Consider the following 19,709-nt stretch of genomic DNA (forward strand, 5'->3'; position numbering starts at 1 on the left):
GGCCTCAGCCGAAGACGATGGTCAGCAGGGTCACGATCAGTTCGACGGCGTGGGTCTGCATTGCGGTACCTCCTCCCCGGCCTCGCCGACCACGGAGACCGGGTGGCTCACGGGCGCCGCCGCGGGCCGGTGTCCCAGCGAGACGCCCAGCACGACGGCCAGCACCGTCAACCAGAAGGCGATTCGCAGGAGCAGCGAAAACGAGCAGACGACTTTCATTTTCGTCTCCTTTTGCGGGACGTGCCGGGGCGGCACTCGAGAACACGGGAATTCCGTGGTTCGAAGGGTTTTCCGCGGATTTCCGGCGGCTCACCAAGAATGCGATTCCCGGGGTGCGCCCGACAAGGAGTTTCCTGTTTCCGGCTCCGGTGGGAAACGGAAACCGGGCGGTGACGATCGCGCGGTCCGTCGCGCCGCTGCTGGACAAGGCGCGCAGGGGTGGCCAGGATGTGGAATCGCGCCGGAAACTGCGGGAGGACGGGTGAGCGTCAGCACGACGGACGTGGCTGCGGAGCTGAAGATTCTGCGAAAGGGGCGAGGGGTGTCCGCGAACCGGCTGGTGGAACGCGTCGGACCGGCATTGCACGCGGTGTGCGGCATTTCCGCCGCGGACAATGCCGCGGTCATCCGGCAGAAGGTGTCAGACCGGTTGGGGGCGCTCATCGAGGCGCTGCCGGACGACCTGCGGACGTCGCTGCTGGCCGCGTTCGGGTTGCACGAGCAGGCGCAGCACCCCTTCTACCAGGAACGCGTGCACTGGGCCGCGCAGACGCTGGACCGGGACGCCCGCACGGTCCGGCGGCGCATCGACGAGGGCATCGACCGGCTCGCCGAACTCGCGGTGGCCGGCGCCGAGCCCGCGGAGGCGCCGGCACCCAGCCGGAGCTGGCACACCGAGGAGCTCCGCGTGGCGCTCGCGCTCGACCAGCCGGTGCCGGAGGCGTTCGAGTTCCGGCGAGTGGTCGTCGACGCGGACGAGATCGACGAGCTGGACCTGGCGCTGACCCTGACCTCGGCGGGGCCGAACAGCACGCCACTGCAGGAGACGGACCTGCAGGTCGACGTGTTCTACGGTGGTGTGCTGACCGGGCGGCGCATGGAGTCGAGCGACCGGATCGGTCTCGCGCTCCGGCCGCCCGGCCGCCTCCGGCGCGGCGATCGGCACGACATCGCGCTGCGGTTCCGCGCGGGCTTGCGCCAGCCCCACTACGTGTGCGTGCCGCGGCACCCCTGCGACCTGTTCGACCTGCACATCCGCTTCGCCCGGCCGTTGCCGGCCGAGGTCGTGCGACTGGACAAGGCGTTCCAGGACGACGCCCGCGACCACTCCGCTCGCGGCACGCCGATCGAGCCCGACGAGGCCGGCGAGGTCCACGAGCAGTTCCGCCACCTGGTACCCGGGTTCGCCTACGGCGTGCGCTGGCGCCCCGCCGCCGGGGGCTGACCGGGTTCACGGTGTCCGTACCGTGGCCCGCGCCGCACTGGCCTTTGCGGACAGTGCGCGAGGCGCTCGGAAGGTGCGGCGCACGTCGGCGGCCGCCTCGTCGACGATCCTGGTGGCGCGGTTCCGCGACGCGGGGTCCGCCAAGGCAAGTGCCATGCCGAGGTCGAGGCGGGTCGCCAGGGTCTCGGGGTGCCGCAAGCCGAGAACCCTCGCCTGTCCGGCGACGATGTCGTCCAGAACCCGGGCCTGACGGCCGAAGTCGCCCAGCCGCCCGTGGCTCGAGGCGATCGCGTGGCGAACCCGGTACCGCAGCGGGTTGTCGTCACCGAACTCGCCGAGGAGGACCGTTTCGGTTCCGGACAGGACTTCGAGCGCCTCCTGCACGCGCCCGGCGGCGGTCAGCGCGCGAGCCACCGGCACCGACGCGGCCAGGGTCAGCGGGCTGCGGGCGCCCTCCTGCTCGCGGTACTTCGCCGTGAGGTCCCACAGCACGGCCGGCTCGTCCGGTGTGTGCAGGTGCTCCATGTCCAGCGCCAGCGCCGCGTCCGCCCACAGCAGCATCGCTTCGGCGTGACCGCTGTGGTGGTGGCGGCCCCGTCGTCGGTACGCGCCGGCCACGTCGGCCGCCAGGTCACGGGCGGGACGGAAGCTGCCCATCAGGAGCAGGTTCCGCGCGTGCTCGAGTTCCATCGCCGCCGTGCGGTCGGCGTCCGCGGGGAGCCCGTGCGCCCCGTCGAACAACGGCAGGGCGCGGTCCGGGCGGCCCCGGAACCGCCGGGCCCTGGCGAGCGCCGTGATCGCGCGGAGCCGCAGCTCCGGCCGGCGCGGCCACCGGATCGCGTCGTGCCGCCAGAACACCTCGTCCGCCGCGGCGTAGTCACCCTGGCAGTCCAGGGCCTCGGCGGCGGTCAGGCCGGCTTCGTACCGGACCGTCTCGTCGGTGGCGGCCGCCACCGCGTGCCGAGCGTGCCGGACCGCCTGGGCGTACAGGCCGCAGTCGATCTCCACGCGGGCGGCGTCGGCGTAGTCGGCGGCGGTGGCGTTGCCTGCCAGGATGGCGGCCCGCACTTCGCCCGCCGCCGCGTGATCTCCGAGGGTGGAGTAGGCGGCTGCGACGGGACGCAACAGGGCCGCCCTGGGCCCGGTCGCCCGCTCCGCGAGTGCCCTGGCGTGCTGGAGCAGCAGTACCCGATGCCGGGGGTCGTCCGCCAGCAGGCGAAGTGTGGTGCCGGTGACTCTGGCGTCAGGTTCGGCGTGCGGGAACGCGCTGCGGGCGACTTCGAGAACCAGTGTGTGCAGCCGGATGCAGCCGGGGGCGGGCCGGGCGAGGCCGCGTGCCACGAGTTCACCGGCCGCCGCGGTCACGGCGTCAGTGGACAGTCCGAGCGCTTCGGCGGCGAAGCCGGTGGGGATCGGGACCGGAGCGAGCACGGTGCCCAGCAGCACGAGCTTCCGCGCGACCGCCGGAAGCTCGCTGATCAGGTCGAGGATCGCCTGCGGAGCGGTGCTCGGCCGTGCCGCCAGCACTTCCGCGTCGAGCGTGTCCGGCCTGCTGCGGAGGAGGTGGGCGTTGGCGCGGATCGCGAAGGGGTGCCCGTCGCAGCGTTCGACCAGACCGCGGACGGCATCACGCTCGTCCTCGCGCAGCGGGCGGATGCCGTCGAACAGGCGGAGTCCGTCCGATGGCGGCAGGCCGGCGAGGCCGATCGCCGGGGCGGGCCAGGCCGGCTGCGCCACGCGTGCCGTCACCAGGGTCGCCACCTGCGCTGTGGGCAGCACGATCTGGTCCAGGACGGCGGGCGGCAACCCGGCGGGGACGTCGTCGACGAGCACCAAAGTGGGCTCGTCGATCCGTTCGGCGGCGAGCCGTCGCAGCTGGGGGAGCGTGAGCCCGGTCGTGTCCACCGCGAGCCGCCGGGACAGCGCGGCCGACAGGGTGAGGTGGAACAGCGACAGGAAGTCCGCCGGATCGAGGTGACCGAACGGTCCGGTGCGGACGGTCCCACCGGGGTAGGCGCCCCGGAAGAGCGTCGCGTACCGCCCGGCCGTTGCGGTCTTGCCTGATCCGGGCGCCCCGCAGATCACCGCGGCCGGTGCGGCCGGCGCCCCGCCGACGGCGAACCTGGCGCCGCAGAGGGCTTTGTGGATGCTCCAGAACACCTCGTGGCGGCCTGCGAACTGATCGGTCACGGGGCTTTCCACGGGCCATCGTTCCCGCACCATCTCGGCCAGTTCGGCCGCGCTCCCGGGCATGGGGACGACGCACTGGGCGAGTTCCGCCGGAACCAGGTGCGCGACGTCCCGATCCGCCGACAGCGCCAGCACCCGGCTCGAGCCGCCACCGGACGCGGCCAGGAAGGTCGTGATCAGCGCCCACTGGCGGGGCCCGCTCAACGGCCGCGACCGCGAATGCACGGCGAGCAACAGGTGAGCGCCCGCCAGCGCTTCCGCGGTCGCGGCGGTGACGACGTCGGGACCGTCCGGATCGTCGTCGAACCGCACGGTCAACCCGTGCTCGCGCAACTCGCGCTCGAGCCCGCCCGCCCCGGCGACGGCGTGGGGGAAGGTCAGGAAGACGTCGCAGCGGGGCGGGACCCTCGGGCGCCGCACTGACTTATCCGGGAGAACCACGGCGCTGGGATCGGCATCCGCGGCCCGTCCGCTACACCTTTCCGGAAGTGTCCGGTAATTGACCTGTCCCGCCGCGGCCGGTCAGCCGCCGAACGGACAAATCCAGGACAACAACCGCGCCACCGCAACGGCGAACCGCGCCACCCCGATCAACCGGGTACCCGTCCTCGTTACCAGGGAGACAGAGATGGACATCGCCAGTGGTACCGCGGCTGGCCCGGGAAGCGGACTCGCCGTGGCGTCGTGGTGGGCCGAGCCGTGACCGCCAGTGTTTCGCCGCCGGTGACCGCCGTCGATCCGCCGCCGTCCGGCCCCACCGGGGAGTACGCGGTTCTCGCGGATCTCCCGAGGCCGGAGGGGCGGCTCGAAAAGGACGTGCTCGACCCGGTAGTCGCGGCCGCCCGGCGGGGCGACGAACGCGCGGTTCACACGTTGATGACACTCGTCAAACCGGTGGTGGCCCGGTACTGCCGGGCGCGGATGGGCGGCCGTGACCTGTCCTACCTCTCCGCCGACGACGTCGCGCAGGAGGTGTGCCTGGCCGTCGTGAAAGCGCTGCCCGGCTACGAGGACCGGGGCGGCTCGTTCCTGTTCCTGGTGCGGGCGATCGCGGCGAACAAGGTGGCCGACGCCTACCGCCTGGTGTCGCGCGACCGTTCGGAGCCGGTGGCGCAGCTGCCGGAAGACGGGACGGTCTGGCGCGACCCCGAGGAGCACGTGCTCACCCTCGACCTCGGACGACGTCTGAACGGCCTGCTGGCGCAACTCCCGCCGGCGCAGCGGGAGGTCCTGGGCCTGCGCGTCGTCGCCGGGTTGTCCACGGCCGAGACCGCCCAGTCGATGGGCATCACGCCCGGCAACGTCCGGATCAGCCAGCACCGCGCGCTGACGAGGTTGCGGCGGATGATCGCGGAGGAGTCCGGTCAGGAGCGGAGCCGGTGAACGAGCCGGGCGACCAGCTCGTCGGCGATGTCGTGAGCCGACGAGCGCAGGTCCGCAACGGCCAGCGCCTCCTCCGCATCCACGCGAACCCGGTCGTGCCCGTGCACGGTGACCGAGTTGCGCGAGGGTTCGTCCAGCCGTCCGAGGTAGACCAACATGGCGTGGTCGAGTCCGATCGCCGGAGCCAGGTCGCGCGGCAGCGGGACGTCGACGCGGAGGAGTAGGTCGAGGATGTCCGCGAGCCGGCCGGTCAGGTCGTTCTCGTCGAGCACCGAGCCGATCGACCTCGCCGGCAAGCCGAACCAGCACGACCGCTGACCGTCCCGGTGCACGGCCAGCCCTGCGTCGCCGTCACGGGTGCAGGCCCAGGCGAGTTCGTCCGAGAAGCCGGTGTCCAGAGCCTGGGCGTGCGTGAACAGGTCCCGGGCGCGACCGGTGCCGGCCAGCTCATCGGCGAGCTGCTGGAGCCGTCGGATCCTGAGCCGGTCGCCGTCTTCGACGGGAGCGAGGTGCAGTTCGACCGTGGCCCGCTGCGGGCGGTAGCGGCCGAGGAGATCCGCTACCCAGACCACCGTTGCGGGCCGGGCGAGCCGCCGCCACTGTGGTGACCGACCGGCCGGAACCGCGCCGGGACCCGATTTCGGTGGCAGGACAACAGGCGGGCCAAGGGGCGGGCGGACGTGTTCGGGTTGCCTGGTCAGCGTGCGGAGGAGGTACTCCACGCCTCCGGGGGAGCTGACGTCGTAGCGGTCCACGTTGTACGGCTGCAGGAAGAGCGGGATCTCGTCGATGCGGTGCCCGGGCAGGATCACGGGCAGGACCTTCCTGGTCCATTTTTCCCGGTCCTCCGAGAGCAGGTCCCGCAGCAGCGCCGCTTCGGCCTGGACGCCGCGGTGGCGGTCGGCGGGCCCGAGGCCGTCGCCCATCTCGCGGTAGACCTTGGACGCCACGACGAGCACGAAGTCGGCGCTCAGGATGTGCTCCGTGGCCCAGGCCTGCCAGTCGCGGCGGTCGGTGTCCGCCCAGCTGTCGATGTCCGCGTCGATGCCCTGTGCGCGCAAGGAGGCAGCGAATTCGCGCACCGTCGCGCGGTGCTGTTCGTCGTCATGCGCGTAGGAAATGAAGACGGTCACGGTCGAACCCACCGGGAAACGATAGAGCACCGTTCCCGGGGCGGTCCGGAAGTCGCGCTGGACAAATAGTGGACAGCTTGCCCATTCGCCTGCGCGGGCGGCGTTTCCCGTGAGAACGTACGGGCGGTCGGGATCCGGGAAAGGATGGCCAACGTGCGGAATCCGGGTACCGTCGGTATTTCACCGCGGGTGTACGTCTCCTACACGCGGGATTCGCCGGAACACGTCAGGTCGGTGCGGGAGTTCGCGGCATTCCTGCGCACCGGGCTGGGTGTGGATGCCGAACACGACGAGTGGCACGCCACCGAGCGCCGCGACTGGATCGCGTGGACCGTCGACCAGTTGCGGACAGCCGAGTTCGTGCTGGCCATCGCCTCGCCGGAGTACAAGCGCGTGGCCGACGGCGGGCGGCAGCGCACCGAGGGGCGCACGCGTGAGCTCGAAGCGGCGATGCTCCGCGACAACCTCGCCCGCAACATCCCGGAGTCGACCCGGCGAGTGCTGCCTGTCGTCCTGCCGGGCGGCCGTCCCGAGGACATCCCGGACTGCCTGTGCCCGTCGTCCCAGGGCTACTACACGATCCCGCGATTCACCCGCGACGCAGCCGAGGACCTCCTGCGCGTCCTGAGCGGCGCGCCGCTGCACGAGAAGCCCCCGCTCGGGACGTTCACCCCTCCCATGCCCGGTGTCGACCCGGTCGTCGTGGTGCACCGCGCCGCGGCTCCGCCGACCGACCGGGTCCTGGCCGTGGGAGCGGTCGTCGACCTCGGCGGGGTTCGACGGCTCGTGGACGGGCAGCACTGGTCGGAACACCCGAACCGGGACCACGCGGCCGTCTGCCGCCAGGCACGGGCCTCGGCGTTGCCGCCGGACGACGGCAGCGCCTGGCTCCGGCAGGTGGAGGTGCGGCAGCCGACGGGAGCGGCGGACGCGGCCGTCGCCGCACTGGCCCGGGAGCACGAAATCCTGACCGCGCTGGACGGCCGGGCGCCGGAACTGCCGCGGCCTCTGGGTTTCTTCCGCGACGGTCACCTCGCGACACTCGCCACCCGCTGGCCGTCGTCGCGGAGCCTCGGCGGTCCGGGCGAGACGCTCGCCACCGACATCCCGGCGGTCGGCGAGACCGTCGACCCGTGGCGGATGCGGCAGGTGCTGCGGGGCGTAGCCGGGCTCTGCGGCGCGCTCGCCGCGCTGCACGCTGCCGGTGCCGCGCACCGGAACCTGACGCCGGAGCGAATCGTGCGGCTCGACGACGGCCGTCTGGCGCTCGTCGACCTCGGCCTCGCCGCCTCCGCGCCGGCGCCGGGGGAAGGACCCGGCCGGTACCGGGCGCCCGAGCAGCGCCGCGGGAGCTCCCGGCGCACCGGCGCCGCCACCGACGTCTACCAGGTGGCGGCCGTGACCCACCACCTGCTCACCGGAACCCCGCCCAGCCCGGCGGTGGCGTTGCCGATCCGGGTCCGGGTGCCCGCGCTGCCGGACGGTGTGGCCGAGGTCCTGGACGCCGCGCTGGCGGCCGACCCGGCCGCCCGCCCCGCGCTGAGCGCACTGATCCCGGCTCTCTCGAACCTCCCCGCCATCCCCGCCTGAGGACCCGCCCGTTGTTCCGCACAGTCGAACTCCCCACGCCCGCCGTCCTCGTGCCCGCCAGGGAGCTGCACACCAAGCTGGCCAGGACCGGCCGTGACCACCCCGGTCTGCCGAGCGGACTCGATCAGGTGCTGCGGGACCTGGCCGTCCGCCAGGAGGGCGTGCCCGTGACCGTCGCCGAACCGAGCCGCCCTGGTAGTGACCGGAGCCTGCGGCTGCACACCTACGGCTACGTGGTCACCCTGTTCCCCACCCGCAACAGGGACGGTTACCTGGTCGTGGGGATCGATCCGCTCCGGATGCGCGACCACGACCGCCTCGCGGACGGGCACCTCCTGGTCCGCACCAAATGGCGGGCGGTGTTCGAGCTGCCGCAGATCCCGCCCGGCAGCAGCGCCTACTGGCCCCGGCTCAACGGGGAATGGGATGCGCTGGTGCGGGCGCGTGGAGACCGGCGACAGGCCCCGGACATCTCTCCGGCCCACGAACGGTTCCTCGACACGCTCGACGAGCTCGTCGAAACCACGCGCCGGTTCGCCGCGCGCGACGACGACTCGCTGGCGAGGTACCCGTACCGCTCGGCCGATCCGGTGGGGGAGCGGCGCTTCAGCGGCGCGCCGGTCTACGTGTTCCGGATCGCCGGGGACCGGATGCCGGAGCGCGGACGGCTCGTCCGGCTCCGTGGCGAGCCGGAACAACGCGGGGAAGTGGTCCGGGTCCAGGACGACCTGGTGACCGTGCGGTTCGACCAGCCGCTCGACTGGAACCGGCTGGCGCCGCAGGGCGAGCTCCAGGACCGGCCCAACGAGGTCGTCTACGCCAAGCAGCGCGAAGCCGTCGCCCTCCTGCGGTCGCGGAAGGCACACAACCGCAACCTGATGTCCGTCTTCGTCGACCACGACGCGCGGCCGTTGACGGCGGTGTCCGCCGAGCCGGCGGAGACCCTCGACGCCGACCAGCTCGCCGCGTTCCGGGCCGCGCTCGGGGTCCGCGACGTGCTGGCCGTGCTGGGCCCGCCCGGCACCGGCAAGACGCGCACGATCAGCGAGATCGCCAGGGCTCGTGCCCTGTCGCCGGACCGCGGCCGCACGCTCATCGCGTCGTTCACGAACCGGGCGGTGGACAACGTCCTGGCCAAGCTGCCCCGGGACGTGGTCGTGGTCCGCGTCGGCAGCGAGGGCAAGGTCGACGCGGAGGGCCGCGCGTTCCTGCTGGAACACCTGGCCGCCGAGCTGCGTGCCGAGATCATCGCCACCACGGCGGTCGCGCGGCAGGGTTACGAAGGTGTGCCTGCGGCGCAGGAGTGGGCCGGCGAGTTCGGCCGGCGAATCGCCGCCTTGCGGGAGGACCTGGCGGCGGAGGCCCGCGCCGGGCAGGCACTGGATGCGGCTCGCCGGTCTGTGGGCGGGCCGGCTCAACAGCGGGTGGACGACCTCGCCCGCGCTCTCGGCGACCGGGAACGCGCGGCCGCGCAACGCGCCGACCGGCTCCGGAGCCTGCTCGAACGCCAGGAGCGTGCGCGGCGACGCGGGTCGTGGAGCGGGCGCTGGGCCGCGTGGATGGCGCGGCGGCGGAGCGACCGCGCCGACCGGCTGCGGGCGGACTTGGCGGCCCGCGGCCAGGAAGCCGCCGTGCTGCGCGGCCGCCTGCACGAGGCCGCCGCCGCGCTCGACCTGGCCACCCGGGACGCGCCCCAGGTGATCGCGGCGGCCGGTGTACTCGACCAGGCGGTGTCGGCACGCCGCCGGCGGGCGGCCGAGGCCGGTCAGGCGCTCGACGCGATCCGGGCGGCGCTCGGGCCCGTCCACGCCGTGCCGGTTCCGCCGGACACCGGCGATCCCGCTGCCTTGCTGGCCGCGCTGACCGACGTCCACGTCGGGCTCGGGCCCTGGCTGGCGTGCCTCACCACCCGCGCCCGGCTGCTCGACGAGTGGCGGACCGCGGTGTCCGGGGCGACCGAGCAGCTGTACCCGGAGCTGGTCCGGTACGCCGACGTGGTCGGCGCCACCTGCACCGGAGCCGCGTCCCGTCCGGAGATCGCCGGGGAGACCTTCGATCTGGCGATCATCGACGAGGCCGGTCAGATCGGCACGGCGGACGTGCTGGTCCCCCTGGTCCGGGCCGACCGCGCGGTCCTGGTCGGCGATCACCGCCAGCTTCCCCCGATCGTCGGCAGCGACGTGCTGGCGTGGGCGGAGGAGACCGGCGACCCCGCGGTCCGGGATCTCGTGACCAAGAGCGCACTGGAGATCCTGGTGGAGCGGCACGCGCTGCCGCCGAGCCACCTGGTGGCGCTGACCCAGCAGCGGCGGATGCCGAAGGTGATCGCCGACTTCGCCTCCGCGGCCTTCTATGGCGGGCGGCTGACCACGCACGTCGAGCGCGTGCACAACGACCCGCTGTTCACCGGCTCGCTGGTCTTCGCCGACACCTCGCAGCTGCCGGTGCGCGACCGGTCGGAAACGCCCGTGCGGCGCGGTGCGACGCGCGGGACGGTCAACCACGCGGAGGCCCGGCTGCTGGCCCGGCTCGCCGCCTTCTACCACCGGCTCGGCGCGGACTGGGCGCTGATCGTGCCCTACCGGGCGCAGCGACGGCTGATCGCCCAGCTCCTCACCGAGGACATCCCGGACCTGGATGCGGTGGATCACCACGTGGGCACCGTCGACGCCTTCCAGGGCGGCGAGCGTGACGTGGTCCTCTACGGGTTCACCCGCAGCAACCGCGCCGGCGAAGTGGGGTTCCTGGACGAGCTCCGGCGGGCCAACGTCGCGTTCACCCGCGCCCGGCGGCAGCTGGTGCTCGTCGGCGACATGGACATGTTGTGCCGGGCACGGGACCGCGGGTTCCGCGACCTGGCCCACCTCCTGCGTGCGCATGTGCTCGCCCACGGCGAGGTGCGGCACCACCGGGAGCTCATGACCGTGCTGGAGCAGCGGGAAGCGGGAGCGGAACTGGCATGACCGGCAGCGGAAAACCCTTGCTGTACCCCGAAGAGCGGGCGCTCGACGACGCGGCGTGGGAACAGGGGCTCACCCCGTCGCGGATCTTCGCGATCCTGCTGCCGGTGTGGCAGGTCGAGGTGCGCGCCACCGTCACCGAGGGCAGGCCCTACGAGCTCATCGACCGCTTCCTGGAGCGCGGGATCCTCGAGGGCGGGCTGACCTCGGTGGCCGAGCTGTCGCGGTTCTTCGCCCTGGACGAGCCCCTGGTCGACCGCGCCGTCCGGGTGCTGTCGGCCATCGGGCACGTCGCCGTCCGGGACGGCCGTCTCGCCCTCACGGAGCTGGCCCTGCGGTCGCAGCGGGACCAGATCTGCTACGTGACCACGCGGGAGGACCGGCGCAAGATGTACTTCGACGCGTTCTCCTCACGGCCGTTCAGCCGCGGCTACTACGACGCAGGCACCGTCACGTTCCTGACCGCGGACAAGGCCGCCGCGGCCACGGCCGCCCACCCGTACCCGCGGTTCCTGAAACTGACCAGCACGCACGGCTTCCGCCGGGACGCGCTGCGCGATCTCGAGGGCCGGTCGGACCGGGACCACTATAATCTGCCGTTCCGCGTCGAGCAGCCGGAGAGCCTCGGCGAGGAATGCGTGTACCTGCCGGTGTACCTGGTTCGCGCGGCCGATGCCCGGCGCGCGCCGCGCTACCTGGTCTACAGCCAGATCACCGACACCGCGGACCCGGAACTGAGCGACCTGTGCGGGTCGCTGCCCGAGATCACCGGGCTGGTGGAGTCGGAAACGCTCGCCGTCCAGCCGGGACGGCACGATCAGCGCATCTCCGACTGGCTGGCGGACAAGGGCGTCCATGGAGTCAGGGCGGTTCAGACCGAGCGCGGGTTCTGGCAGGTCACGCTCCCCGCGACGGCGTTCCGGCCGTCCGGCCGGGTGCCGCTGAGCCGGATCGGCTCGTTCGTGCCGCTGGGCACCGGCGTGCTGGGCGTGTGGTGCGAGGACGAGCGGATCCGGGAGGACGCGTTCCTGCGGCGGATCGACGCCTATGTCACCGCCAGCCGGACGGACGTCGGCGACTGGGTGGTGCGCCTCGCGCGCCGGCTGGGCCTTGCCCTTGGGACCGTGGCCGAGGTCAGTGCGCTGGCGCGGCGCGCGGGGATGGGTTCGCTGGCGGCGGTTCTGGCCGAGCACGCCGGTTCCTGAGGTCGTCTCGAGTACATTGTGGACTCCGGAGTGCCCTGGGGTTGGCCGTCCCCCTTTTCGGTGTCCGTGCACGGAAATCCGTGCGCGGACACCGCCATCGGGCGCTGGAGGGTGTAGCGTCAGGGGGGTCGAGAGCAACCCGCGCGCGGGCGGTCAAGCCGGCGCCGTTCTCGGCAGCTGACGCCGACCCGGTCACGGGCCGGGGGCAGGAGCACCGGCATGTCGTCGGGCCCGCACGTTCGCACCACCACCCCGAAGGCCGGTATGGCCGCCGGGCCGCCGCGGCTGAAACTCCGAGCGAGTCAGAACCCGTCGGTGCCCACCCCGGGGTACGTCGACGGGGCCTGGTGGCCACGGTCGCGAGACCTGTCCGCGGAGCTGCCGGCACTGCGTGCGGTGCTGGCAGCCCGCCTGGGGCCGATCGACCGGATCGCCTACCACGCGACCGCCTGGGACCCCTCGGTGCGCCACTTCGACCGGCGCGGCTCGCTCGTCCCGGTCGTCGGCTACCGCAGGCAGGATTCGGACACGGTGGATGTGACGACCTCGGCGGGTGACCGCCTCGTGCTGGTGGTGGTGCCGCCCGCCTAGGGCTCGACGTACCGCGCCAGCCGCGCGGCGAGTTCGTTGCGGCCGACGTCCACCGCGAAGACCGGGCGGGGCGCGTCGGAGCGGTCCGCGGCGATGACCCCGGTGACGAACCGTGCCACGTCCGCCGGTTCCGGGACCACGTCGTCCCCGGCGAACCAGGCGAGCACCATCGGCGTCTCGCCCGGCCCGGTCTCCACGGCCACTGCCCAGCCGCTGCCTTCGCTCCACACCAGCATCAGGTCCTCGCCCGGCCGCGTCGGCCACCGGCGGGTCAGGCCCAGGTACGCGGTGGCCGTGTCGCTGAGCTCGAAGGAGGTCGCTTCCGCCGGCACGCCGACGGCTTCGGCGACTGCCCGCAGGTATCCGGCGAGTCCGCGGCTGAGTTCGGTCAGGCCGGCGGCGGGAGAATCCATGTGCCCAGCCTAGTTGGGCCGCGTCAGTTCCTGAGCTGTTCGGCCAGGAAGCGGCGCAGCGGTTTCGGCGGGCGGCCGGTCAGGGTGTGCACGGCCCCGGTCACCCGGTCCTCGTTGCCGTGCCGGATGCCCTCGTCCAGAGCGGCGAGCGCGGCCGCGAAGTCGGCCGGATAGCCCGCGGCCACGAACCGGTCGGCCAGGTCTGCCGTCGCGACGCTGGTGTGCCGCACCTGGACGCCGGTCACCTCGCTGTAGATCGCGGCCGCCTCGGCGTAGCTGATCGCCTCCGGGCCGGTGATCACGTGACCCGCCCCTCGCCGGTCGCGGTCACGATCTCGCCGCGGGTCCGGATGCTCTCGGCCGCCGGGTGGTCGCCGGTGAAGTTCTGCACGAACCACGACGGCCGCAGCACGGCGAACTCCGGCATGGTTTGCCGGACCGAGTTGTCCACCCGGCCCAGCCCCGGATCGCCGGTCGCGACCGCCGACGAGCTGAGCAGCACGACCCGGCGCACCCCCGCTTCCCGGGCGCGCTCCAGGAACGGGCGCACGAGCGGCTCCGGTTCGGCGACCCCGACCGGTGCGACCAGGTACATCCGCTCCACCCCGTCCAGTGCGGCGTCGTGGGTGGCCGGGTCGGACCAGTCGAACCCGGTGCGCCTGCTCGCCGCGCGGACCGTCGCACCCGCCTCGGTGAGCAACCGCACGAGGGGACGCCCGGTGTTCCCGGACGCGCCCGTGACCAGGACTTTCACTGAGCACCCTCCTGCATGGCGACGAGCTCGCCGAGCCGCCCGAGCGCATGCCCGGCGGCGAGCGGACTCCAGTAGTCCCGCAGCGACTCGGTATCCTCGGCGCCCGCCCGGACCACGTTGACGTACCGCATCCGGTACGGCCGCCCAGTGCGTAGCGCCGTGCCGTCGACCTCCCACTCCACGATCAGCACGTCCGGGTCGGCGGTTTCATGGCGGGGCCGGGACGTGATCGCCGTGATGTCGACGTTGTCGGTGTAGTCACGCACGTACTTCGCGCACCGCCTCCCGGTCCCGGAGGACGGGCCACCCGGGCGGCGCGAAGGGAAACTCCATGACCCCGCCGGGCGCGAAGCCGTCCATGTCATGCGCCAGCACGCGCTCGTGAAGGCGATCCAAAGCCTCATGCGCGCGACGACGCCGATCCTCGGGGGAGAGGTTCACGACAACGCTCCTCAGATAGTCGGGACGATACCGTCTCGTCCCCAATAGCGCCGGGTGGAGTCATCAACGCCACCGCCGACCGGCAACGCAAGGAGGCCGACTACCCCAACCAGACCTCCCCCGCCCGCTGTTTCCGCGCGAAGGCGCGGCTTTAAAGATCAAAAGAGTCGTCGCCGGACGGGCAGGCTCCGGGATGACCAAGGGGTGCCTCGTCTCACCTCGGGTGGATGACCACCCAGCTACCTTGTGTTCACAGATCATCCGGTGCAGGTGAAGCTTGTTGCTGCGGCTGGGTCGCCGCTGCGGTAGCGGGGCCAGGCCGGGTATTCGCACAGCGGGCGGGCCCGGCCGGTAGTCGCGTCGGTGACCGCCGGGTCGAGCGGCGGCTCTCCGTGCTCAGCCCAGTTCTCCAGTGCGGTCAGCGAGTCCCACGCGGCTGGGAAGGCTGCGCTCACGTTCGCGTGGTTCGCGCCGGGGATCAGATAAAACCGTGCGAAGGAGGCCGTTGCCCGCTTGCCCAGTGAGCGCTCCACCCGCTCGAAGTAGTCCACTGTAGACCGGTGGCTGACCAGCTCGTCGGCTGTTCCGTGCAGCAGCAGGAGTTTGCCGCCGCCCCGGGCGAAACGGCTCAGATCCGGGTTGTTCACGTCCTGCGGTCCGGCCAGCTCGGCGATCCGCTCCCGCCACCGGCCTGGGTTCCGCGGATCCACGGTCAGGGCGTCGAAACCGGGGTCGCGCGTCACGAAGTACCGCACCCACTGGTCCCAGAACTGGACACCGTAACCAGCGGTGGTCGGCATCGGGTTGGCGGGCGCCACCGTGCCCATGCCGAGCAGCGGGGTGGTCATCGCCGCGCCGGACAGGAACGGGAAACCCGGGTAGCCGCGTTCGCCGCTGTTCAGGTGGTAGTTCCACCGCAGCGGAGCGGAAATCGCCTTCACCGCGCGGATCTGCGCGTCCGACAGGCACGTGTCGCCGGTGTCGGCGCCATCGGGGCAGCGCAACGACCGAGGGTCGAACCGGCAACCGGGCTCGTTCGAGATCACCCCGTCCCGCAGGCCGTCGAGGCCGTCGCAGGCCTGAACGACACTGCGGTACAACAGGGTCTGCTTCGCCGGGTTCGGGAACGCGCCCGGCTGCGACAGCACCTGCGCCTCGTACCCGAAGAACAGGTCCAGGCTCGCCGCGTTCCACGCCGGGTACGCCGAGATCACGCCGTCGAAATCCGCGGGCCACCGTTGCGCCACGGCCAGTGCCTCGCGGCCACCGGTCGAGCCGCCCGCGAAATAGCTGTGCGACGGGCGCGCCGAATACCTCTCGGCGATCAGGAACATCGCCGCGTCACGGGTCTTTCTCAGCGCGTCGCCCGAGAAGTTGCGCACCGCCTCGTCGTTCACCCCGAACGAGCCGTCGAGCGAGGTCGCCGGGCCGTGCGTCGGGGAGGCCTGGTGACCGGAATCGCTCGCGAACGTCGCATAACCGCGCGCCAGGGGAGTGGGCCCGCCGACCGGTCCGAACGGGACGTTGCCCGCCACGTTCGGGATCGTGCCGTTGTAGCCGCCGCCCCCGAACATCAACGCCTTGCCGTTCCACTTCGCCGGCAACGCAACCCGCATCCGGATGTCCGGCGCCGCCGGGTCGACCGGGTGCAGCGCCGCGTCCATCTGGCAGTACGTGCCCGCGTCCTGGGCCGACGTCACCGTGCCACCGCTGGTCGGCAGGCCGATCGCGGCGGCCGGGATCGCCAGCCCCGCCAGCCAGGCGCACGACGCCGCCGGATCCGCCTGCGCCGGCGCCGCGAGTGCCGCGGCCGCCAGCGCCGGGACGAGCACGGCAACAGACCATCTCATGGACGGTCCTCCCTGCGCACCGTTGCGAGATCGCCAGGGTAGGCAGCGCCTGGGACCGTCCACCATGTCGGCGGACCACAGCGTCGGTCAGCGCGTCATGTGCTTGATCGACACCACCACGGCGTCGGTGAACGCGCGGGTGCCTGCCGAGCCGCCGAGGTCCGGAGTCGTCACCCCGCCGCGGATCGTGTCGGCGACCGCGTCCCGGATGGTGCCCGCGACCCGGGCCGGCGCCGGGTCGTCGTGGCGCTCGCCCAGCCACTCCAGCAGCATCGCGGCCGACAGGATCATCGCCACGGGGTTCGCGACATCCCGGCCCGCGATGTCCGGCGCGGAGCCGTGCGTGGCCTGCGCCATCCCGCGCGTGGCCGACACGTTCACCGACGGCGCGATGCCGAGCGAGCCCGCGATCTCCGCGGTCAGGTCGGACAGGATGTCGCCGAACATGTTCTCCGTGACGATCACGTCGAACTCCGGCGCACGCCGCACCAGGGCGGCGGCCATCGCGTCGATGTGCGCGTCGCCGACCTCGACGTCCGGGTACTGCCGCGCCACGTCGCGGCACACGTCCAGGAACAGCCCGCTGGTCAGCCGCAGCACGTTCGCCTTGTGCACCACCGTCACCCGGCGTCGCCGCTGCCGCGCCAGCCGGAACGCCTCGTGCGCGATCCGCTCCACCGACTCGCGCGTGAAGATCGCGTGCGCGATCGCCACGTCCGGCGTCGGCATGAACTCGCCCGCCCCGGCGAAGGTGTTGCGGTCGGCGTAGAAACCCTGCGTGTTCTCCCGCACGATCACCAGGTCGGTGCCGGGCACCAGCGCCCGCGCCCCGTCGAACGCCCTGGCCGGGCGGATGTTGGCGAACAGGTCGAAGTGCTTGCGCAGGAAGCCGCTCGGGTTGAGCCGCGAGCGGTGCGGCTCCGGGTAGGAGGCGTTGTCGTGCGGGCCGAGCAGCCAGCCGTCCACACCGGACAACGCCTCGACCGTGGATTCCGGCAGGGGAGTGCCGAACTCGTCGATCGCCGTCCGGCCCACGGGCAGCGGCACCCATTCGATGTCGAGCTCCTGCGCCGCCGCGTCCACCACGCGGACCGCCGCCGGCACGATCTCCGGCCCGATGCCGTCCCCGTCCATCACCCCGAGGCGGTACGTGTCCTGCGTCATGTCAGCCCTTCCCTTGACTTCAAGCGCTTCAACTATCCGACACTGGCCGGCATGAGCACGATCCAGGAGGTCTCCCGTCGCAGCGGACTGCCGGAACCCACCCTGCGTTAGTACGAGAAGATCGGCCTGATCGGGCCGGTCGACCGCGACGAGTCCAGCGGGCACCGCCGGTACCCGCCCGAGTTGCTCGAGACCATCGAGGCGCTCGGCTGCCTCCGCTCGACCGGCATGAGCCTGGCCGACATGCGGGTCTACCTGCGCCACCTCGACGGCGGTGACCCGGCCGAGCAACGCGACCTGTTCGCCCGCAACGTCGAACGGCTGGACGCCGAGATCGCGCGGCTGCGGGTGCGCCGCGACTACCTGCGCCGCCTCAAGGCCGGGCTGTGGGACGCGCGGGACCGCGGTGACGCGGCCGCTGAGGAGCGGGCCGTCGACGAAATCCGGGGCTTGCTGCCCCGGCTGAAGTGACCGCGCGCGGCCCCGTCCTGGTCACGGGCGGGACGGGGTTCGTCGGCACGCACGTCATCGCCCGCCTGCTGCGTGACGGGTGGGCCGTGCGGACGACGGTCCGGTCGCCTGATCGGGCCGGGGAGGTGCGCGAGGCGGTCGGCGGGGACCCCGAGTTCGCCGTCGCCACCCTGGACAGCGACGTGGGCTGGGCCGAGGCCGTGGACGGTTGCGCGTACGTGCTGCACGGCGCCTCCCCGTTCCCGGCCGACGACCCGGCCGACGAGGACGAGGTGATTCGAAGGCCGTCGCGGAGCGGGCGGCGTGGGACTTCGCGCGCGAGGGCGGACCGGAGCTGGCGGTGATCAACCCGACGGGCATCTTCGGACCCGTGCTGAGCCCCCGGCTGTCCACCTCGACCGGCCTGATCAAGGCGATGCTGGAGGGGACGATGCCGGTGGTGCCGCGGTCGTACTCCGGCGTGGTCGACGTCCGCGACGTGGCCGACGCGCACGTGCGCGCGATGACCGCGCCGTCGGCGGCCGGCGAGCGGTTCCTCGTCAGCAGCGGACCGGCGATGAGCTTCGCGCAGATCGCGGAATTGCTGGGCGTGCCGGTGCGCGAGGCTCCCGGCGAGGCCGAGGTGCCGGTGATCCGCACGGACAAGGCGCGGACCGTGGAGGCCGACCGCATGATCGCCTGGCTCCACGGCACGGCCCCACCCGGCGCGGTGTCGAGCACGATGCCGGCCCAGCGGCTGGAGTTGGTCACCGCGTCGAACCGGATGGTCGCCTCGGCGCGGAAGTCCTCCAGGTAGGTGCCGAACGTGATCCGGGACAGCGTGCCGGGCGCGGTGTTGGTCAGCTTGCCGCCGCTGACCTGCCAAGTGCCGGCGACCGGCGTCCACCCGGCGGGCAGTGCGGAGCCGGCGAAGGACTCGCGGACGACGACGTCGCCGGGCGCGGCGGCGGCGGCGAGGGTGGGGACGAGTGCGGCGGCGAGGCCGAGCGCGAGCGCGGCCGCCGTCCACCGGTGGGGAGTGCGTCTCATGCGGCGCACGCTATGTCCGGATTGTGGCGGGAAGGTTGATCTTTCCTGGACGTCCGGCGACGATCAGCGCACGACGCGCGCCGAGCCGCGCTCGACGAGTTCCGCGCTCAAAGCCACGGTTTCCCGCGGCCGGTCCGGGTCCGCGACCCGCCGCAGCAACAACTCCACCCCGGCCGAGCCGACCTCGTCGGCGGGCAGCCGGATCGTGCTCAGGCCCGGCTCCAGGTAGGCGGCGAACGGGTGGTCGCCGTAGCCGAGCACACGCACGTCCTCGCCGACGGTCAGCCCGCACTCCCGGACCGCCTTGTAGACCCCGAGCGCGAAGTAGTCGTTGCCGGTGACCACCAGCTCCGGGTGGTGCTCGCGGCTGATCAGCCCGGCCGCGAGCCGGTGGGCGTCGTCCGGCCGCCACGGCAGCGCCGCGTCCCGCGTCCGGTGCCCGGGCACCTTCAGCACCAGCGAATCGCCGCCGAGCGCGCGCCGGAAACCCGCGATGCGCTGGGCGACCGTGCTGATCTCCAGGTCCTCCTCGAACAGCCACGCCCGCCCCGGCCCGGCCACGCGCGACACCGCGTCCGCGACCGCCTGCTCGACGTCGATGCCGACGAAGTCGAAACCCAGCTCCGGGATGTCGCGGCTGAGCAGCACGACCGGCAGCCCGGCCGCGGACAGCTCCGCCCACACCCCGGGCCGGTGCTGGATCGGCACCGCCAGCACCCCGTCGACGCCGAAGCGCAGCAGCTGCTGCACCGCGCGTTCCTCGTTGTCCTCGTTCTCCTCGGTGACCAGCAGCAGGACCGAGTACCCGGCGACCCGGCACTGCCGCTCCACCGCGGAGATCAGCGCGGCGTAGAACGGGTTGGACGGGTTGGTGATCACCAGTGCGAGCACCATCGTGGTGCCCGAGACCAGCGACCGGGCGTGGCTGTTCGGCACGTACCCCAGCCGCCGGGCCTCGGCGACGATCATCTCGCGGGTGGCCTCGCTGACCTGGTCCTTGCCCGACAGCGCGCGCGACACCGTGTTCGCGGACAGGCCGACCCTGTCCGCGACGTCACGCAACGTGACCCGCCGAGCGCGCACCACCAGCC

General features: G+C 72.8%; 20 protein-coding genes. 9 read left to right on the forward strand and 11 right to left on the reverse strand.

Annotated elements, in window-relative coordinates; translation table 11 throughout:
* Nucleotides 1-36: 36 nt before the first annotated feature.
* Complete coding sequence (locus AMETH_RS11020; protein WP_017981516.1) at nt 37-219, reverse strand: hypothetical protein; 183 nt, start codon at nt 217-219, stop codon at nt 37-39.
* Nucleotides 220-541: 322 nt separating this feature from the next.
* Here AMETH_RS11020 and AMETH_RS11025 point away from each other — a divergent pair, with 322 nt between their 5' ends.
* Nucleotides 542-1,444: a hypothetical protein gene (locus tag AMETH_RS11025; RefSeq protein ID WP_223843112.1), complete on the forward strand. Its 903-nt coding sequence runs from the start codon at nt 542-544 to the stop codon at nt 1,442-1,444.
* Between the two features lie 6 nt (nt 1,445-1,450).
* Here AMETH_RS11025 and AMETH_RS11030 read toward each other — a convergent pair whose 3' ends face one another.
* Entirely contained in the window at nt 1,451-4,054 is a 2,604-nt protein-coding gene (locus AMETH_RS11030) for a hypothetical protein (protein ID WP_017981519.1), read from the reverse strand.
* Between the two features lie 303 nt (nt 4,055-4,357).
* On the opposite strand from AMETH_RS11030, the gene shbA reads away from it, so the two are divergent.
* Complete coding sequence (gene shbA / locus AMETH_RS11035) at nt 4,358-5,017, forward strand: RNA polymerase sigma factor ShbA (RefSeq protein ID WP_051079521.1); 660 nt, start codon at nt 4,358-4,360, stop codon at nt 5,015-5,017.
* On the opposite strand, the gene AMETH_RS35680 is transcribed toward shbA, so the two are convergent.
* Nucleotides 4,999-6,162, reverse strand: a complete 1,164-nt coding sequence (locus AMETH_RS35680) for a toll/interleukin-1 receptor domain-containing protein (RefSeq protein WP_017981521.1) — start codon at nt 6,160-6,162, stop codon at nt 4,999-5,001. The genes shbA and AMETH_RS35680 overlap by 19 nt on opposite strands.
* A gap of 141 nt (nt 6,163-6,303) precedes the next feature.
* On the opposite strand from AMETH_RS35680, the gene AMETH_RS11045 reads away from it, so the two are divergent.
* The 4 genes from AMETH_RS11045 to AMETH_RS11060 all read left to right on the forward strand — a co-directional run bounded on the left by AMETH_RS11045 (nt 6,304) and on the right by AMETH_RS11060 (nt 12,496).
* Complete coding sequence (locus AMETH_RS11045) at nt 6,304-7,740, forward strand: SEFIR domain-containing protein (RefSeq protein WP_167345516.1); 1,437 nt, start codon at nt 6,304-6,306, stop codon at nt 7,738-7,740.
* 11 nt (nt 7,741-7,751) lie between these two features.
* On the forward strand, nt 7,752-10,703 hold the full coding sequence (locus AMETH_RS11050) for a DEAD/DEAH box helicase (RefSeq protein WP_017981523.1): 2,952 nt from the start codon (nt 7,752-7,754) through the stop codon (nt 10,701-10,703).
* A complete protein-coding gene (locus AMETH_RS11055; RefSeq protein WP_026153007.1) occupies nt 10,700-11,905 on the forward strand; it encodes a hypothetical protein in 1,206 nt (401 codons plus the stop codon). The genes AMETH_RS11050 and AMETH_RS11055 overlap by 4 nt, the downstream gene beginning before the upstream one ends.
* Before the next feature lie 219 nt (nt 11,906-12,124).
* A complete protein-coding gene (locus tag AMETH_RS11060; RefSeq protein ID WP_017981525.1) occupies nt 12,125-12,496 on the forward strand; it encodes a DUF5994 family protein in 372 nt (123 codons plus the stop codon).
* On the opposite strand, the gene AMETH_RS11065 is transcribed toward AMETH_RS11060, so the two are convergent.
* The 7 genes from AMETH_RS11065 to AMETH_RS11085 all read right to left on the reverse strand — a co-directional run bounded on the left by AMETH_RS11065 (nt 12,493) and on the right by AMETH_RS11085 (nt 17,118).
* Complete coding sequence (locus AMETH_RS11065) at nt 12,493-12,909, reverse strand: DUF6292 family protein (protein WP_017981526.1); 417 nt, start codon at nt 12,907-12,909, stop codon at nt 12,493-12,495. The two genes, AMETH_RS11060 and AMETH_RS11065, sit on opposite strands and share 4 nt — an antisense overlap.
* Before the next feature lie 23 nt (nt 12,910-12,932).
* On the reverse strand, nt 12,933-13,211 hold the full coding sequence (locus AMETH_RS39900) for a Rossmann-fold NAD(P)-binding domain-containing protein (protein ID WP_223843113.1): 279 nt from the start codon (nt 13,209-13,211) through the stop codon (nt 12,933-12,935).
* On the reverse strand, nt 13,208-13,663 hold the full coding sequence (locus AMETH_RS39905) for an SDR family oxidoreductase (RefSeq protein WP_223843114.1): 456 nt from the start codon (nt 13,661-13,663) through the stop codon (nt 13,208-13,210). The genes AMETH_RS39900 and AMETH_RS39905 overlap by 4 nt, the downstream gene beginning before the upstream one ends.
* Nucleotides 13,660-13,929 carry a nuclear transport factor 2 family protein gene (locus AMETH_RS11075; protein WP_223843115.1) on the reverse strand — a complete coding sequence of 90 codons (270 nt, stop codon included), beginning with the start codon at nt 13,927-13,929 and terminating at the stop codon, nt 13,660-13,662. The genes AMETH_RS39905 and AMETH_RS11075 overlap by 4 nt, the downstream gene beginning before the upstream one ends.
* Nucleotides 13,922-14,104 carry a hypothetical protein gene (locus tag AMETH_RS39910; RefSeq protein ID WP_223843116.1) on the reverse strand — a complete coding sequence of 61 codons (183 nt, stop codon included), beginning with the start codon at nt 14,102-14,104 and terminating at the stop codon, nt 13,922-13,924. The genes AMETH_RS11075 and AMETH_RS39910 overlap by 8 nt, the downstream gene beginning before the upstream one ends.
* Before the next feature lie 257 nt (nt 14,105-14,361).
* Complete coding sequence (locus AMETH_RS11080; RefSeq protein WP_026153008.1) at nt 14,362-15,954, reverse strand: tannase/feruloyl esterase family alpha/beta hydrolase; 1,593 nt, start codon at nt 15,952-15,954, stop codon at nt 14,362-14,364.
* An 87-nt stretch (nt 15,955-16,041) separates the two neighbouring features.
* Nucleotides 16,042-17,118 (reverse strand): isocitrate/isopropylmalate dehydrogenase family protein, encoded by a 1,077-nt coding sequence (locus AMETH_RS11085; protein ID WP_017981528.1) that lies wholly within the window; start codon nt 17,116-17,118, stop codon nt 16,042-16,044.
* A 120-nt stretch (nt 17,119-17,238) separates the two neighbouring features.
* On the opposite strand from AMETH_RS11085, the gene AMETH_RS11090 reads away from it, so the two are divergent.
* Genes AMETH_RS11090 through AMETH_RS39120 form a run of 3 tightly spaced genes read left to right on the forward strand, consistent with a single transcriptional unit; the run spans nt 17,239 to nt 18,385 of the window.
* Nucleotides 17,239-17,589 carry a MerR family DNA-binding protein gene (locus tag AMETH_RS11090; protein WP_323806986.1) on the forward strand — a complete coding sequence of 117 codons (351 nt, stop codon included), beginning with the start codon at nt 17,239-17,241 and terminating at the stop codon, nt 17,587-17,589.
* A complete protein-coding gene (locus tag AMETH_RS39115; RefSeq protein WP_017981531.1) occupies nt 17,586-17,933 on the forward strand; it encodes an NAD-dependent epimerase/dehydratase family protein in 348 nt (115 codons plus the stop codon). The genes AMETH_RS11090 and AMETH_RS39115 overlap by 4 nt, the downstream gene beginning before the upstream one ends.
* Complete coding sequence (locus AMETH_RS39120) at nt 17,930-18,385, forward strand: Rossmann-fold NAD(P)-binding domain-containing protein (protein ID WP_017981532.1); 456 nt, start codon at nt 17,930-17,932, stop codon at nt 18,383-18,385. Before AMETH_RS39115 ends, AMETH_RS39120 begins: the two co-directional genes overlap by 4 nt.
* Before the next feature lie 296 nt (nt 18,386-18,681).
* On the opposite strand, the gene AMETH_RS11100 is transcribed toward AMETH_RS39120, so the two are convergent.
* Nucleotides 18,682-19,704, reverse strand: a complete 1,023-nt coding sequence (locus AMETH_RS11100) for a LacI family DNA-binding transcriptional regulator (protein ID WP_017981533.1) — start codon at nt 19,702-19,704, stop codon at nt 18,682-18,684.
* Between the last annotated feature and the right edge of the window lie 5 nt (nt 19,705-19,709).

It is taken from the genome of Amycolatopsis methanolica 239 (assembly GCF_000739085.1).
GTDB lineage: Bacteria > Actinomycetota > Actinomycetes > Mycobacteriales > Pseudonocardiaceae > Amycolatopsis_E > Amycolatopsis_E methanolica.

Coding starts and splice junctions, on each gene's coding strand:
- AMETH_RS11020 (WP_017981516.1), bottom strand. CDS start 219: ATGAAAGTCGTCTGCTCGTTTTCGCTGCTCCTGCGAATCGCCTTCTGG.
- AMETH_RS11055 (WP_026153007.1), top strand. CDS start 10,700: ATGACCGGCAGCGGAAAACCCTTGCTGTACCCCGAAGAGCGGGCGCTC.
- AMETH_RS11060 (WP_017981525.1), top strand. CDS start 12,125: ATGTCGTCGGGCCCGCACGTTCGCACCACCACCCCGAAGGCCGGTATG.
- AMETH_RS11065 (WP_017981526.1), bottom strand. CDS start 12,909: ATGGATTCTCCCGCCGCCGGCCTGACCGAACTCAGCCGCGGACTCGCC.
- AMETH_RS11080 (WP_026153008.1), bottom strand. CDS start 15,954: ATGAGATGGTCTGTTGCCGTGCTCGTCCCGGCGCTGGCGGCCGCGGCA.
- AMETH_RS11085 (WP_017981528.1), bottom strand. CDS start 17,118: ATGACGCAGGACACGTACCGCCTCGGGGTGATGGACGGGGACGGCATC.